The organism is Nocardia sp. NPDC006044, from assembly GCF_042871115.1.
Taxonomy (GTDB): Bacteria; Actinomycetota; Actinomycetes; order Mycobacteriales; family Mycobacteriaceae; genus Nocardia.
On the sequence record NZ_JBIAID010000008.1, the window covers coordinates 116,890 to 132,078 of the forward strand.

At 68.3% G+C, this 15,189-nt stretch carries 16 protein-coding genes; 4 read left to right on the top strand and 12 right to left on the bottom strand.

Going from position 1 to position 15,189, the window contains the following annotated elements; genetic code table 11:
* Window positions 1-192 precede the first annotated feature (192 nt).
* Genes ACFYO1_RS42465 through ACFYO1_RS42480 form a run of 4 tightly spaced genes read right to left on the bottom strand, consistent with a single transcriptional unit; the run spans window position 193 to window position 3,101 of the window.
* On the bottom strand, window positions 193-1,215 hold the full coding sequence (locus tag ACFYO1_RS42465) for a hypothetical protein (protein WP_387244955.1): 1,023 nt from the start codon (window positions 1,213-1,215) through the stop codon (window positions 193-195).
* A gap of 44 nt (window positions 1,216-1,259) precedes the next feature.
* Complete coding sequence (locus ACFYO1_RS42470) at window positions 1,260-1,778, bottom strand: hypothetical protein (protein ID WP_387244958.1); 519 nt, start codon at window positions 1,776-1,778, stop codon at window positions 1,260-1,262.
* A gap of 26 nt (window positions 1,779-1,804) precedes the next feature.
* Window positions 1,805-2,572 (bottom strand): alpha/beta hydrolase, encoded by a 768-nt coding sequence (locus ACFYO1_RS42475; protein ID WP_387244961.1) that lies wholly within the window; start codon window positions 2,570-2,572, stop codon window positions 1,805-1,807.
* A 34-nt stretch (window positions 2,573-2,606) separates the two neighbouring features.
* A complete protein-coding gene (locus tag ACFYO1_RS42480; RefSeq protein ID WP_387244963.1) occupies window positions 2,607-3,101 on the bottom strand; it encodes a MarR family winged helix-turn-helix transcriptional regulator in 495 nt (164 codons plus the stop codon).
* Between ACFYO1_RS42480 and ACFYO1_RS42485 the strand changes: the two genes are divergently transcribed.
* Complete coding sequence (locus ACFYO1_RS42485; RefSeq protein WP_387244966.1) at window positions 3,073-3,645, top strand: hypothetical protein; 573 nt, start codon at window positions 3,073-3,075, stop codon at window positions 3,643-3,645. The two genes, ACFYO1_RS42480 and ACFYO1_RS42485, sit on opposite strands and share 29 nt — an antisense overlap.
* 137 nt (window positions 3,646-3,782) lie before the next feature.
* A complete protein-coding gene (locus ACFYO1_RS42490; protein ID WP_387244969.1) occupies window positions 3,783-4,151 on the top strand; it encodes a hypothetical protein in 369 nt (122 codons plus the stop codon).
* A gap of 59 nt (window positions 4,152-4,210) precedes the next feature.
* Here the strand turns inward: ACFYO1_RS42490 and pheT are convergent, their stop codons facing one another.
* From pheT to ACFYO1_RS42505, 3 genes are all read right to left on the bottom strand, one after another.
* Window positions 4,211-6,757: a phenylalanine--tRNA ligase subunit beta gene (gene pheT, locus ACFYO1_RS42495; RefSeq protein WP_387244972.1), complete on the bottom strand. Its 2,547-nt coding sequence runs from the start codon at window positions 6,755-6,757 to the stop codon at window positions 4,211-4,213.
* A 33-nt stretch (window positions 6,758-6,790) separates the two neighbouring features.
* On the bottom strand, window positions 6,791-7,852 hold the full coding sequence (gene pheS, locus ACFYO1_RS42500) for a phenylalanine--tRNA ligase subunit alpha (RefSeq protein WP_387244975.1): 1,062 nt from the start codon (window positions 7,850-7,852) through the stop codon (window positions 6,791-6,793).
* Between the two features lie 667 nt (window positions 7,853-8,519).
* Entirely contained in the window at window positions 8,520-9,947 is a 1,428-nt protein-coding gene (locus ACFYO1_RS42505) for an MFS transporter (protein WP_387244978.1), read from the bottom strand.
* 105 nt (window positions 9,948-10,052) lie between these two features.
* Here ACFYO1_RS42505 and ACFYO1_RS42510 point away from each other — a divergent pair, with 105 nt between their 5' ends.
* Window positions 10,053-10,625 carry a TetR/AcrR family transcriptional regulator gene (locus tag ACFYO1_RS42510; protein WP_387244981.1) on the top strand — a complete coding sequence of 191 codons (573 nt, stop codon included), beginning with the start codon at window positions 10,053-10,055 and terminating at the stop codon, window positions 10,623-10,625.
* A 209-nt stretch (window positions 10,626-10,834) separates the two neighbouring features.
* Here the strand turns inward: ACFYO1_RS42510 and ACFYO1_RS42515 are convergent, their stop codons facing one another.
* The 5 genes from ACFYO1_RS42515 to infC all read right to left on the bottom strand — a co-directional run bounded on the left by ACFYO1_RS42515 (window position 10,835) and on the right by infC (window position 14,453).
* Complete coding sequence (locus ACFYO1_RS42515) at window positions 10,835-11,308, bottom strand: DUF4352 domain-containing protein (RefSeq protein ID WP_387244984.1); 474 nt, start codon at window positions 11,306-11,308, stop codon at window positions 10,835-10,837.
* An 828-nt stretch (window positions 11,309-12,136) separates the two neighbouring features.
* Entirely contained in the window at window positions 12,137-12,934 is a 798-nt protein-coding gene (locus tag ACFYO1_RS42520) for a TrmH family RNA methyltransferase (RefSeq protein ID WP_387245233.1), read from the bottom strand.
* 38 nt (window positions 12,935-12,972) lie between these two features.
* Window positions 12,973-13,353, bottom strand: a complete 381-nt coding sequence (gene rplT / locus ACFYO1_RS42525; protein WP_107655317.1) for a 50S ribosomal protein L20 — start codon at window positions 13,351-13,353, stop codon at window positions 12,973-12,975.
* A gap of 132 nt (window positions 13,354-13,485) precedes the next feature.
* On the bottom strand, window positions 13,486-13,680 hold the full coding sequence (gene rpmI / locus ACFYO1_RS42530; protein WP_040689021.1) for a 50S ribosomal protein L35: 195 nt from the start codon (window positions 13,678-13,680) through the stop codon (window positions 13,486-13,488).
* A gap of 59 nt (window positions 13,681-13,739) precedes the next feature.
* Window positions 13,740-14,453 (bottom strand): translation initiation factor IF-3, encoded by a 714-nt coding sequence (gene infC, locus ACFYO1_RS42535; RefSeq protein ID WP_387244988.1) that lies wholly within the window; start codon window positions 14,451-14,453, stop codon window positions 13,740-13,742.
* A 368-nt stretch (window positions 14,454-14,821) separates the two neighbouring features.
* On the opposite strand from infC, the gene ACFYO1_RS42540 reads away from it, so the two are divergent.
* Window positions 14,822-15,163 (top strand): DUF1844 domain-containing protein, encoded by a 342-nt coding sequence (locus ACFYO1_RS42540; protein ID WP_387244990.1) that lies wholly within the window; start codon window positions 14,822-14,824, stop codon window positions 15,161-15,163.
* Window positions 15,164-15,189: the final 26 nt, after the last annotated feature.

Here is a 15,189-nt window from a genome sequence, read left to right on the forward strand (position 1 = left end):
GAACTTAATAACCCGACCTGGTCGGCCGGGACATCAGGAGATCAGTCGGCATCCGGGCGCCGGCCCGAAATGCCTACGGATCGTAGCCGAGTCGGCGTCGTTCGCGCATCTCGTGCGGCGACCGTGCCCGCGCCGCCGCGCGCAATGACCTGCGCACGGTCGGCAACCACTCAGCTAGCGAAGGGTGGGGGGTTACGCGCCGCCGAGAATGGCGAGTACCTTCTCCGAGGTGTAGAACGGCTCGAGCCGCTCCCGAATCAACGCGGACAGCACGCCGTTTCGCTTGGCGCCCTCGATGACCGCCGGGCCGTAGCGCAAGATTTCGGTGCTGATGTCGGCGGCGGACAGTCCCAGCTCCGGCAACATGGCCGCCAGCGTGTAATCGCCGTACTTCGTGAAGAACACCTCGACGCATTCGTCGACGAGCAGCCCGAAGTATTCCTTCTCCCTAGTGGTGACCGCGATTTCGTAGCAGATCAGCACCAGCTCGTTCAGGTCCTTCTGCGACAGATAATCGCGCAGGCCGCTGACCGGCTCGTCGGCGTGCAGATCCCAGAATTCCATGGCGGCGTCGTGAACCGGTGCGTCCCGCAGCATTTCGCGGATCGCGTTGTTGGTCCGCTTGAGCGCGAACACCGCGCCCTTGCCCGCCATGTCGCCGATGAAGGTGCTCTCCGTGGCCTTCTTCGCGGTCTTGGCCGCGGACTGGCCCATGGAGATCAGCGAGGAGACGCCGGGGATCTTGCCCGCGATCTGCTTGTTCGCCTCCATGAAGTCGGAGATCAGCTTGTCCACGAACTTCGACGCGACGGTGGCGACCAGCGGGCTCTCGGTGAGCCGGTCCAGGATGCGCTCCTGCGCCTGGTGCATGCCGAAGATCTTCTCCAGCAGCGCCTCGACCGGTTCGCGGTCGACCACCTGGCCGAGGGTGTAGTCGTTGTTGGCGGCGATGTTGTCATAGATCGAATCGGCGAAAACCCCGACCATGTCGGCGATCACCGGGCTGCCGCCGATCAGATCGATGATGGTCGCGACGGTCTGCTTGGCCTGATCGACCTCGACGATGTCGCGGAAGACCAGTGTGTCCGCGACGCCGAGCACCGAATCGACGTCGCGAGCAACAACTTCCGCGAAGCGTTCGCCGGTGACCTCGGCAAGCAGGAATTCCACCTGGGCATCGAGTAGCCGTTCGGCGATCTCGCGCGGCTCCGTCATCGTGTTCCACCCATCACAGTCGTAGTACGGTGCGCCAGGTCAGGTTACGGTCCGTGTGTTTCGGTATCGTTGCCGCGCAACGACTTCCGTATCTGATCCAGGCGTTCACGCGCCGCCCGCTCGCGCGCGTCCCATTGTTCGTCGACGCTGCGGCCCGCCGGGGTCTGCTGATCCAGCTCGCCCATGCCCTGCGCGGTGCCGAAGCGCTGCTCGACCTTATCGCGAACTGACCCCCAAGTAGGGACACCGGAGGGCGAATATCCACCTGTCTCAGTCGGTGCCGGGATACCGGTCGGCGGTACCGGTACCGCGGGTACCGCAGAACCGCCTCCGACCTGGCCGGATACGTCGTGCAGCGGCGGCGCGTCATGCACCGACGCGGGCAGCGTGGTAGGAGTCACACTTCCAGCGGTTATCGTATCACCGGTTTCCAGGAGGCCGAGCAGGGCAGCGTGCACGACCTCGAAGCCGGGCCGTTCCGCCGTGGCGACCAGCAGGAGACCGGCCAATTCGCGGTCGGACAACGCGGCCAAACGGGCCGCGATCTCGCTGTTTTCAGTCATGACACCAGGCTACGCAGGCGCGGACCTCACGCCCGGACGATGGCGCCGGCCCAGTCACGCACCAGCTCGAACCAGGCGGAGCCGCCCACCATGAGCAGATCGTTGTGGCCCGCACCGGGAAAGACCTTCAGTTTCTTCGGTTCGCGGGCGGCGGCGTAGAGGCGTTCGGCGTGCCGCAACGGGAGGAGTTCGTCCTGGTCGCCGTGCATGATCAGGACCGGCGCACGCAGCGAGCGGATGCGTTTTTCGTTCGGATACGCGTCGGGGACGAGCGGGCCCGGCAGGAAGGGATAGACGGATCTGGCGGCGTCGCGCAGGCCGGAGAAGGTGGACATCAGCATCAGCCCGGCGGGCGGATGCGCGAGCGCGAGTTCCGTCATGACCCCGCCGCCGAGCGACTTGCCAAGGTAGAGAACGTGATTCGGATCGACGCCGGGTTGTTCGAGCAGCACCCGCCGAGCCGCCCGCGCGTCCAGGTAGGTGCCGTGTTCGGTCGGGCGGCCGGTGCTCTGCCCATAGCCGCGATAGTCGAACGCGAGCACGTCGAATCCCGCCTCGACCAGCAGCGCGAACAGGGCGATCCGATCGCCGACATTGCCCGCGTTGCCGTGCGCGAACAGGATGTGCCCGATCGACTTCGGCGCGGGCACCCACCAGCCGTGCAGCGTCTCGCCGTCGGCCGTGTCGATCGACAGGTCGGTGTACCGAAGGCCGAGGACGGCGGGCGTCTGCACAATCCGCCGATCGGGCAGGTACGTCAGCGCGTTCAGGATCGGACTGGCCGGGTGTCGCATGATGTCGTTCTTACCCCTTTCCGGCCGGATTCGGTCACTCGACCCGCATGGCCTTCGGGTCCTGCGCTCCGGTGGCGTAGCTGGAGCCCGCACCGCCGATGATCCGCAGCAGCGTGCCGCGCAGGCGTGCGACCTCGTCGGCGCCGACGATCGCGTCGAGGTGGCGGTCGAACCGCTCGACCACCGCGACGCCCGCGTCGACCACGGCCCAGCCGCGCTTGGTCAGGCGGACCAGCCGGGCCCGGCGGTCGGCTGGGTCGATGTCGACCTCGACATAGCCGTGCCCCTCGAGGTGGCGGACGAGTTCACCCATCGCCTGTTTGGTCATGCCGGCTCGATCCGCCAGCGAGGTGAGCCGGGTGCCGTCCGGTTCGATCAGCTGGAAGACCGGAGCGTGCGCCGCGCGGACGTGATCGAAACCGGCCGCGGCGATGCCCGCGTCGAGTTCGGCGGCCAGGGTGCGCGCAGCGGCGGAGAGCAGGTTGCCCAGTGGTGCCGCATTGGGTTTTGCCTGCGCCGCACTGGTCACCGAACTGGCCTGGCTGTTGTTCTTCGACGGATCGCTCGGCTGGATCACCGCGACGGCCGTCGCGATCGTCGCGCTTCAAGCCGGGACGCTCGGACGCATTCGCGTGGTGAGCGTCGTCGCGCGGGTGGCGCTCGGGTTGCTGCTGCTCGGCTCGGTGGCCGATCGCTTCGGACTGCTCGGCGCGCCCGGAGACGCCGGCGTTTCCTGGGGGTCGTTCGACTCCTTTGCCGACTACACGCGAACGTTGTTGCCCGGCTTCGCCGGTGGACTGGCCGCCCCGGCCGCCGTCGCGGCGACAATCCTCGAATTCGGGCTCGGGCTCGCGCTGGTCGTCGGACTGCTCCCCCGGATCACCGCGGCCGCTACCGCCGGATTGCTCGCGGTGTTCATGCTGGCCATGTGGACATCGCTGGGATTCGCCGCAATGTCGGCGTACGCGGTCGCGGTCCTCGCCGGCGGCGCCGCGCTGCTTGCCACCGCGAAGAAACCAGTGGTCGAGCGCATTTCGGTCGGCGAGCGGCGGGCAGTGCCCGAGCCGGCCTGACCGATCTGCACGACCGTGCAGCTCTGCGACTCGCCGGAATCGGGCCGCTTCGGACGGCGCCGGAGCGGGTATACAGGGCGGGGATTGTCAACCGACGAAAGGGAACGTCTTTTATGCGGACAACGATTCTCGCGACTGTGACTCTCGTGACGGCGCTCGCCGGCTTCACCGCCGCAGCCGGGCCCGCGGGTGCCGTGAGCGATGCGGACACGTGCGCGTCCGTCAGCGCGACGGCCAACGAGCTGACCACCGGGATCAATGCGTCCAAGGCGAACGGCGGCGGGTCCGCGGCAGAGGTGAAGGCGGCCTTCGGCAGCGCGGCGGGCAAGTTGGACGCGGCCGCGGCCAACGCCGACGAGGGCCCGGTGAAGACCGCCATCGCGGGCGCCGTGCCGTACATGAACAAGGCGGCCACGGTATCGGACGACCAGCTCGGCGCCGTGCTGCAGGACCAGGAATTGCAGAACGCCATGTCGGCGCTCGACCAGGCGTGCCGCACCAGCTGACCCGCGCCGCATGAATCAGGCCCGGAAGCTTCGGCTTCCGGGCCTGATCGCGTATCGGGCTAGCCGCGCAGGACCGCGCCGACGGCATCCGCCGCGGCGGATACTGCGGCGTCGCGGGCCGCGCTTGCTTCGTCCTCCGTCAGCGTGCGGTCGGTGGCGCGGAAGCGGAGCGCGTAGGTGAGGGACTTGCGACCCTCGCCGGCCTGGGTGCCCTCGTAGACGTCGAACAGGGTGATGTCCTCGAGGAGTTCACCGCCGCCGGAGCGCAGGGCCGATTCCACCGACGCCGCGGGCGTGGTCTTCTCGACGCTGACCGAGACGTCCTGCAACACCGCCGGGAACGGGGAAATCGTTGGGGCGGGGCGGGACTCGCGCAGCGGCAGGGCGTCGAGGTCGAGTTCGACGGCGCAGGTGCGCGGCGGCAGGCCGGAGCGTTCCAGCACCGCGGGGTGCAGTTCGCCGGCGTGGCCGACGATCTTTCCGTCGACGACGAGTTCGGCGCACCGCCCCGGATGCCAAGGCAGGTACGCGGCCGGGCGGCGTTCGATCGTGACGCCCGCCGCGTCCGCGACCGCGTCGGCGAGGGCGAACGCGTCGGCGGCCTCCGCCTGGCGACCCGGACCCCACGGCCCCCGCGGTTCGCGACGACCGGTGAGAACGGCCGCGACGTGCACCGGCTGCGCGGGCAGCGAGCCGAGCAGGTCGGCGATCTGATCGTCGGTGGGACGACGGTCGACCGGCAACGCCTCGACCGGATGCACGTTGTCACCGGGCAGCACCACCTGCGCGATGCCGTAGATGGTGAGGTCGCGCGCGCCGCGAGAGATGTTGCGGGAAGCCACGTCCAGCAGCGCGGGCAGCAGGGTGGTGGCCAGCTCGGCGCGCTCGGCGTCGAGCGGGTTCAGCACCCGGGTGGTCGTCCGGCGCGGGTCGTCGGCGTCCAGCCCCCAGGTGTCGAAGACGCTGCCGGACATGAAGATCGACGCGGGCACCTCGACGGCGCCGGCCAGGGCCAGCGCCCGGCCGACCGCGCGGCGACGACGCTGGGTGGCGGTGAGGCCACGCCCGGCGGGCGCGGTGGGCAGCACGGACGGGATCTGCTCGAGCCCCTCCAGCCGCAGCACCTCTTCGACCAGGTCGGCCGGCTGGGCCAGGTCGGGCCGCCAGCTCGGCGGAGTGACCTCGAGCTGACCGTGCCCGGTGGTCTCGTCCACGGCGACCTCGACGGTGCAGCCGATCTGGGCGAGGCGGCGCGCGGAGGTGCCGGTCGGGTAGACGACGCCGGCCACGCGGTCGGCCAGGTCGATGTCCATCCGGATCGGCGGCGCGGACGGCACCGGGACGCGGACGTCGGTGAGCGCGGATTCGACCGTGCCACCGGCGATTTCGGCCAGCAGGGTGGCGGCGCGATCGAGCGCGGCGACATTGATCTCCGGATCGACCACGCGCTCGTAGCGCTTGCCCGCCTCGGACACCAGCTTGTGCCTGCGCGAGGTGCGATAGACCAGCAGCGGGTTCCAGGTGGCGGCTTCGAGCAGGATATCCGTCGTGTCGGCGCCGACCTCGGTGGTCGCCCCGCCCATCACACCGGCCAGCGAGACCACGCCGGAATCGTCGGCGATCACCACGTCCTCGGCGTCGAGGGTGCGCTCGACCTCGTCGAGGGTGCGCAGCGTCTCACCCTTGTTCGCGGTGCGCACGACCAGGCCGCCGGACAGCTTGGCGGCGTCGAACGCGTGCAGCGGCTGGCCGAGTTCGAGCATCACGTAGTTGGTGACGTCGACGGCCGGGGAGATCGGGCGCACCCCGGACAGCAGCAGCCTGCGCTGTAACCACCAGGGGCTCACCGCCTTCGGGTCTATGCCGGTGACCCGGCGGGCGGCGAAGCGGGTGCATTTGGAGTCGGGTTCGAGGGTGATGGACCAGGCGTCTGCCTCGTCGTCCGGCACACGGGGATGGACGGCGGCGGAGCCGACGGGGTGGGTAGGCACAGTGCGCACTGCCGGATCGGCGTAGTCGAGGTCGAAACCGCAGGCGAGTTCGCGGGCCAGGCCGCGCACCGAGAAGCAGTAGCCGCGGTCCGGGGTGATGTTCAGCTCGATGACCGTATCGTCCAGGCCAAGCAGCTCGTTCGCGTCCGCGCCCGGCTCGGCGGTGCCCGGCTCCAGCACCAGGATGCCCGCGTGATCCTTGCCGATACCGAGTTCGGCGACCGAGCAGATCATGCCGTTGGACACGTGGCCGTAGGTCTTGCGCGAGGAGATGGCGAAACCGCCGGGCAGCACGCCGCCGGGCAGCACCACAACGACCAAGTCGCCAACGGCGAAGTTGGTTGCGCCGCAGACGATTTCCTGAAGGTCGGGGTTGCCGACGTCGACCTTGCAGAAGCGGATCGGCTTCTTGAACTCGGTCAGCTCGGTGATCTCGGCGACCCGGCCGACGACCAGCGGCTTGTCGATGTCACCGGAGATCCGCTCCAGCTTGTCGACCTCTTCGACCTCCAGACCCACACGGACGAACCCCGCGTCGAGTTCCTCCGGCGTCACCGACCAGTCGGGGTTGGTGCGCTGGATGATGTCGGTCAGCCAGGATTGCGCTACTCGCACTTGACGTTTCGCTCTCTCGATCGAAGGGTGAGGTCAGGACCGGATGCCGAAGGGCAGGGTGAAACGCACGTCGCCCTCGACGATGTCGCGCATGTCCGGGATGCCGTTGCGGAACTGCAGGGTCCGCTCCAGGCCCATGCCGAACGCGAACCCGCTGTACACCTCGGGATCGATCCCGCTGGCGATCAGCACCTTCGGGTTCACCATGCCGCAGCCGCCCCACTCGACCCAGCCCGCGCCGCCCTTCTTGTCGGCGAACCAGACGTCCACCTCGGCGGACGGTTCGGTGAACGGAAAGTAATTGGGGCGCATGCGGGTTCGCGTCTCCGGGCCGAACAGCGCCCGGGCGAACGCGTCCAGCGTGCCGCGCAGGTGCGCCATGGTCAGGCCCTTGTCCACGGCCAGGCCCTCGACCTGGGAGAACACCGGAGTATGCGTGGCGTCGAGCTCGTCGGTGCGGAAGGTGCGGCCGGGGCACACGACGTAGATCGGCAAGTCGCGTTCCAGCAGCGAGCGCACCTGCACCGGGGAGGTGTGCGTGCGCAGCACCTGGCGCGAGCCCTCGGGGGCGATGTGGAAGGTGTCCTGCATGGTGCGGGCCGGGTGGTCGGGCAGGAAGTTGAGCGCGTCGAAGTTGAAGTGCTCGGTCTCCACCTCGGGGCCCTCGGCCACCTCCCAGCCCATCGCGACGAACACGTCGGCGACCTGCTCGGAGATGGCGGTGATCGGATGCCGGGCGCCGAACGGGTGCCTGCGCGCGGGCAGCGTCACGTCGATCGCCTCGGCGACCAGCACCGCCGCGTCCCGCTCGGCGAGCAGCGCCGCGCGCCGCGCCTCGAACGCCTCCGACACCCGGCCGCGCGCGACATTGACCCGCTTGCCCGCGTCGGCCTTCTCCGTCTTCGGGAGGCTGCCCAGTGCGCGCTGCGCCAGTGCGAGCGGCGCCTTGCCGCCGAGGTGCTCGGTTTTCGCGACCGCGAGCGCATCCAGGTCGGCCGCAGCGGCAAACGCCTTCTCGGCGGCCGCCGCCGCGGCGGCCAGTGCCTCCTCGGTCAGCGTCGCGTTCTGCTCGACTGCGTCGTTGTCGTCGGCCACGATGGTTCGACTCTCCCCTGGGGATCGGTTCGCGGGTACGGCTCGTTCCCTACCCACATTGCTGCTGGTGGAATCCTATTGGATGCGTCATCTCCGATTCACCCGGATTCCCCACTGCCGGGTGCGGCGCTGTTGCGGCGCTGGTCGGCCTTGTCTGCGGCGGGTTGCCGTGCAGACCGCGCCGTGCCGACTCACTGACAGGTCGGGACGCCCTTTGCCGACTGTCGTGGGCGGCCGGGCGGGCTTCGGTCCAACTGGCCGGCTTGGCGCAGACACAACGTGAAGGTGTTACACATTGCACCGATACTGAGTGCCTTCGGGTGCTGCACGAATTACGTGGGGCCGTCCGCGCCTCCCGCTGCACCGGTGCGACATCGATGAGAAATCCTCCGGGCACATTCGCAATGGGTTCCGAGCGCCCGGTTCCAGGCCGCCGAGCTCGCCAGCCCAACGACCTGCGGCCGACACCGCCGAAGCCGACCAACTGCTCGAGTCGGTCAGCCTCGGGACGCATGCCCGGACACATTCGCAGCCTGTTTCCGAACGCCTGGGTCCAGGCCTCCGAACTCGCCAGCCCAGCGACCTGCGGCCGACACGCCGAGGCCGACCGGCTGCTGGAGTCGGTCGGCCTCGGTGCGCACTCCCCCGGTGCGCGTTCGGGACGGGATCAGGCTTGGGTGATCTTGGCGGGAAGCAGGAGGGAGAGGACCGCACCGACGGCGACTATGGCGGCGCCGACCCAGATCGCCGGGACGAGGCCGTCGACGTAGGACTGCGGGTTCAGATATGAACCGTGCGAAGCAAATACCGAGGCGAGCACGGCGATGCCGAGCGCGACGCCGACTTCACGCAGGGTGCTGTTCGTCCCGGACGCCATGGCCCGGTCGTCCGCGGCGGCGCTGCCCATGACGACCGACGCGCTCGGCGGCAGGGTGAGCCCCATGCCGATCCCGGCGAGCAGGAACGGTCCGACGAACGCGCCGTAGCCGATGTCGACGGTGGTGATCGCCGCCATCCAGCCGAGCGCGACCGCCAGCAGCAGCTGACCGGACGCGAGCAGCGTGCGCGCGCCGATCCGGTCGACGAGCAGACCCGAGATCGGTGCGACCACCATCGGCACCAGCGTCCACGGCATGGTCCGGACGCCCGATTCCAGCGGGCTGAAGCCCTGCACCACCTGGAAGTACTGCGCCAGCAAGAAGATCGACCCGAAGACACCCATGGCGAAGGTGAAGCTCGTCGCGTTGCTGATCCGGTAGGCCCGCGAGCGGAACAACCGCAGCGGCAGCATCGGATCGGGTGTCCGCAGCTCCCACGCGATCAATCCGGCCAGCAGCACCGCGCCGCCGACCAGGCTGGCGAGCACGGTGCCCGAGGTCCAGCCGTCCTCGGCGCCGTGGATCACGCCCCACACCACCGCGAGCACACCGCTCGCCGACAACGCCAGGCCGACCAGGTCGAGCCGCCTGGTGCCGCCGTACGACTCGCGCAACGCTCGGGCCGCGAACGGCACGACGGCGAGTCCGATGGGCACATTCAGCCAGAAGATCCACTGCCAGCTCAGCCCGTCGACCACCGCGCCGCCGACCAGCGGCCCGACCGCGACGCCGAGTCCGGCGATGCCACCCCAGATGCCGATGGCGGCGCTGCGCATCCGCTCCGGCACGGCCGCCGACAGCAGGGTCAGCGACAGCGGCATGACCGCGGCGCCGCCGAAGCCCTGCACCACCCTGGCGGCGATCAACATCCACGGCTCGGTGGCCAGCGCGCACGCGGCCGACGCGGCCGTGAACAGCACGATGCCGGCCAGGAAGATCCGGCGGCGGCCGAGCCGATCACCGATCGCCGAGACGGTGAGCAGCAGCGAGGCGAAGGACAGCGTGTAGGCGTTTATGAACCACTGCAGGTCCGACAGCGAGGCGCCCAGTTCGGTGCGAATGACCGGGAGTGCGTTGGTCACCACCAGGTTGTCCAGCGTGACCATGAACATCGGGATGCCGACGGCCGCGAGCACGGCCGCGATCGCGCGACCGCTCATCGGCGTGGTGGGCTCGACGGTCGCCGGCGAGGCGGCGGGTTCGAGAGTTTCGGTCATGACCGGCCCTTAGTTGTAATCGACTGATAACTAGTGATCGAAGAGTATGCATCGACTGATAACATGTCAATGCCGAACGGGGCGGGGCGAACGGAATGGAGCACGATGTCGAGTCCGACCAGAGTCCGGATGACCGCCTCCGAGCGGGGCGAGCAGGTGTTGCGAGCGGCCGTCTCCGCCTTCGCCGAATCCGGCTATGCCGCCACTCGCACCGACGAAATCGCCAGGCGCGCAGGGGTTTCCCAGCCATATGTGATCCGGCTGTTCGGCACCAAGCAGAACCTGTTCATCAGCGCGCTGCATCGGGTGTGCGATCGGATCGAAGAGGTGTTCCGGGAGGCACGCGGCGAGGCGCCCGCCGACGCGGCACCCGAGGTAGCGCTACCCGCCCTCGGCCACGGTTTCAGCACCTTCCTGGCCGACAAGGAACTGCTCCAACTATTCCTGCACGGCTTCGCGGCAAGCGGAGAACCGGCCATCGGCAACGAGGTCCGCACCCGCTTCGGCCAGATCTACCACCTGGTACGCGACCTGACCGGCGCCGAGATCCACGAAACCCGGGAATTCATGGCCACCGGCATGCTCCTCACCGTCCTGAGCGCCATCCAAGTAGCCGGCCCCGACGCCGTCCCACCCCCCTGGGCAATCGAAATGCTGAACGACTGCACCGAAGGGTAAGACCGCAGCGCGGGTGATCACGCCGCGCCCCGCGTGGGCGACATGGCACCAGTAGCCGAGTTCGATTGCTCCGCAAACGATCCGGTCGCGCAGATCAATGCCGCCGGGCACGGTGCTATCGCCGCCGAAGATACCATAGCGGAAGGATCCGCGCTCGGTCGGCCAGCCCAGGGAGTTTTCGCCGTAAGCGCACTGCCCGTCGAGTGATGTCAGACGGGTACTTTCGCTTCGGTCGGGGAGAACAGGACCTGCAAGTCTGATATCACGAGGTAGGCCGGATCGGCATCGACGGGGATGTCGAATACGATCTGGTGCGTAACGGACTCACCGGGGTCCAGGCTCCACCCGTAGTCCGCTGCCGTGCCCGCACCCAGGCGGAAGGTGGCTTCCGAATCCTCCTCGAAGGCATGACCTTGGATGTCCAACAATCGCCTCGAGCCGAAGAGCCCTTGCCGTTTGGCGCCGATGTTGGTGATCGTCACCGTCACCACCTCGAAGGTTCCGTCGGCTCTGCGCCATCCCCGGTCGGTGTCGATGCGCGAGCCGATGTTCTTCGCTTCGGTGACCGTGTATTCGAATTTGCTGTCGCGCACCGGTGTTCCCGCCGTGGCGGTAGCAGGGACGAGAACGACAGTGGCGGCGATCGCCGTGAACAACGCGAATCTCGAAGCGAACGTGATCATCGTTGGAGTGTCCCCTACGCGAGGTGCCGGGTATTGGACAAGGCTCGATAAAGACACCCCCGCTGATGTCCCCATGATCGGATCATGACGTTCGGCGGCGGCAGAATAATCCGCCATTTGCGTACGTTCAGCAGAGCACATCCCGAAGTACGCTGCTGGACAACTGATCACGAGGAACTGGTGTAGGTGACCTCTCGACGGATGCCTACACCAGTTCCTCGTGATCAATCGACCAGCAACCGAGCCGACGGCGGCCGGGCCGAACGCCGCATCGCGGCATGTGCGCGGGTCGTCAAGCCTGAGACGGTCTCCGCACGGTGACCTTCGGGGACGCCTCGCTGCTCATACGAGCACACGCCGAACACGGCAGCAGAGGACTGCTTGACGAGCTTCGGCCACAACCGCACAAGGTTTGACACACGCGCGCGTGTCAGTAGGGCGAGTCGGTGTGCGGGAGATCAGAAGCCATGCGTCTGCCCCTGTCTGGCGCTAGCTCGCACAGAGCGCAGTTGACCGGCACCGCCGCAGCCGCACCACTTCTGACGCACGCGCGCATGCCAGTGCGGCCAGTCGCGGCGCGGAAATCACAAGCCATGCGCTCGTCGGGCACCCGTACGCCCGGCGGGCGATTCCACCACAGCCGCACCACTTTTGACAGACGCACGCGTGTCAGTGCGGCGATTCCTGGTGCGGGAAATCAGAAGTGGTGCGGCTGTATGCCGCGGGCCAGTACAGGCAGCGCACGATTGATCGGATTCCGCTGTGGCCGAGCCACTTCTGACACCCCGCACGCGCGGCTGGGTACGGGGAATCGGGGTGGGCGGGTGGTTAGTTTGCGTAGCGGACGCGGGAGTTCGCGTATAGGCAGATGGCGGCGGCGGTGGCCAGGTTGAGGCTTTCCGCTCGGCCGCGGATGGGGATGCGGATGCGGTGGTCGGCGCGGTGGGTGACGGCGGGGTTCAGTCCGTGCGCCTCGTTGCCGAACAGCCAGGCGACCGGCCTGGTGAAGAGTTCGTCGGCGTCGTCCAGGTCGATTTCGCCGTTCGCGGCGGTCGCCAGGATGGTGATGCCTGCCGCCGCAAGGGAATCCAGCGTTTCACCGATGTCGCGGTGGCGCGCGATCGGGACGTGGAACAGGCTGCCCGCGCTGGCGCGCACGCACTTTCCGTTGTGCGGGTCGACCGAGTCACCGGCCAGCACCACCCCGTCGGCACCGACGGAATCGGCGACCCGGATGAGGGTTCCGGCATTGCCGGGTTCGGCCATCTCGACGGGCACGGCGAGCATCCGCGGTTGCGTCGCGAGCACCTCCGCCAACGGCACGTCGATCAGCGCGCACACCGCGACAAGTCCTGGCGCGGTGACGGTTTCGCCGAGCTGCTGGGCGGCTCGATCGCTGACCAGCGTGGTGCGCACGCCCATCCCCGCGGCGCTGGAGACCAGCTCGTGCTCCCGCGCGGCGGCGCCCGCGGAGTAGAACAGCTCCTGTATCCGCCCCGTATCCAGCGCGGCGGCAACCGAATTGGCGCCCTCGGCGAGAAACAGCCCGGCTTTGCGGCGCTGCGCGCCGCGTTGCAGCTTGACAGCCGAAACGACCCGCGGATTGCGCTCGGAGAGCGCGTCCACGGGTCGTTCGGAAAGGTATTCGCTTGTCACCCGGTGACTTACGCGGCGGGCGCGTTGACGTCCTGGGGCAGGGCGGCCTTGGCGATCGCGACGAGACCGGCGAACGCCTCGGCGTCGGACACCGCGAGCTCGGCGAGGATCTTGCGGTCCACCTCGACACCCGCGGCCTTGAGGCCCTGGATGAAGCGGTTGTAGGTGATGTCGTTCAGGCGCGCCGCGGCGTTGATGCGGGCGATCCAGAGCTTGCGGAAGTCACCCTTGCGCGCCCGGCGGTCCCGGTAGGCGTAGGTGAGCGAGTGCAGCTGCTGTTCCTTGGCCTTGCGGTACAGGCGCGAGCGCTGGCCGCGGTAGCCCTTGGAGGCCTCGAGGATGGAACGACGCTTCTTCTGAGCGTTGACGGCCCTTTTGACGCGTGCCATGGGTCAGTCCTTTGTCGATCTAGGGGGCGCATGCGGCACCCGGAGGTTGGTCAGTTGGTCGGCGTCCGGAATCCGGAACGCGGTTCGCTCGCGGGCTCTTTCGAGCGACCGGCAAGCAGTGCTGCCGGTCTCTCAGAGACCGAGCAGCCTCTTCACGCGCGGGACGTCGACGGACGCGACGGCCTCCGTGCCATCCAGACGACGAGTCCGGCGGGTCGACTTGTGCTCGAGCAGGTGGCGACGGTTCGCCTGCTGGCGAAGCAGCTTGCCTCGGCCCGACACCTTGAATCGCTTCGAGGCGCCGCTGTGGCTCTTCATCTTCGGCATGGATTCCTCTAATCTGTCTCGTCCCGGCGGTCCTTGCGGACCGCCGGCTCTTATCGGTATTACTGCGGCGGGTCGGCCTGCTCGGCCGGAGCCGCGGCGGGCGTCGTGTCTGCGGCGACGGCGTCAGCGGGCGCGGGGCTCGGCTGCGCAGCGGGCTGCTGCTGCCGCGGAGCTGCGGACTCCTGCTGTGCCTTCACTCGCGTCTTCGCACCCTTGTGGGGCGCGAGGACCATGGTCATGTTGCGACCGTCCTGCTTGGCCGAGGTCTCGACGAACCCCAAGTCAGCCACGTCCGCCGCGAGGCGCTGCAGCAGCCGGTAGCCCAGTTCGGGCCTGGACTGCTCACGTCCACGGAACATGATGGTGACCTTGACCTTCGACCCGGCCTCGAGGAAGCGCATGACATGGCCCCTCTTGGTCGCGTAGTCGTGGTCGTCGATCTTCGGGCGGAGCTTCTGCTCCTTGATCACGGTTTGCACCTGGTTCTTCCGAGACTCGCGCGCCTTCTGCGCCGTCTCGTACTTGAACTTGCCGTAGTCCATGATCTTGCAGACCGGCGGACGTGCATCCGGAGCGACCTCGACGAGATCGAGATCTGCCTCCATGGCGACGCGTAGTGCATCTTCAACACGCACGATCCCAACCTGCTCGCCGCTGGGTCCGATGAGCCGGACCTCGGGAACACGGATGCGATCGTTGATGCGGGTCTCAGTGCTGATGGGGCCTCCTAGGTCAAGCGGTGTCGTCAGGACGACCGCGCGCAATAACTGCAACCCCTTTTCAACACAAAAGCCCCGGAGCGGTATTCCGCTACGGGGCCCGAGTCGACCGGTCGGCGCACGCCAAAGCCTGGCATGCGATCTCGTGCGCGGCTCTCGCGAGAGAACCCCGGCACAAGAAACCCGCCTCCGAGAAGGCGGGTGACCGGACCGTTTGACCTGACGATCGCTCGTCGGCAACGGTGGGAGTCGGGCTCCACTTATCAGCCCCGGGCTCGAAATCTTGGAAGAAGACACAACCTGGGGCGGTCGTCAGCGGAAAGTCTAACATTGCCTACGGCTATCGCCGAATCGGCCCGGCGTCCGCGCGTCGAACTCGGCCGATTCCCGAGGCTGCGGGTCGCGTCGCTAGCCTGATGAGCATGACAGAAGAGCTCGACAACTCCGTGCGCGAACTGGCCGACATCCCCGCGGTCGAGGTGATCAGCCGGGCCGCGGTGATGCTGATGAGTTCGGCCGCGGAGAAGCTCGGGCTCGCGGACGAGGATCCGGAGACCAGCTCGCGGCGCGATCTGGACGAGGCGCGCCGGGTGATCACGGCGCTGGCCGGGCTGGTCACCGCGTCGGTGGAGTACCTCGGCCCGCACGCCGGGCCGATCCGCGACGGGTTGCAGTCGCTGCAGCGGGCGTTCCGGGAGGCGTCGGCGCATCCGGACGAGCCGGGCAAGGGACCGGGCGAGAAGTACACCGGGCCGGTCCACTGACCCGCAGAACGCCGCACGACAGCGCT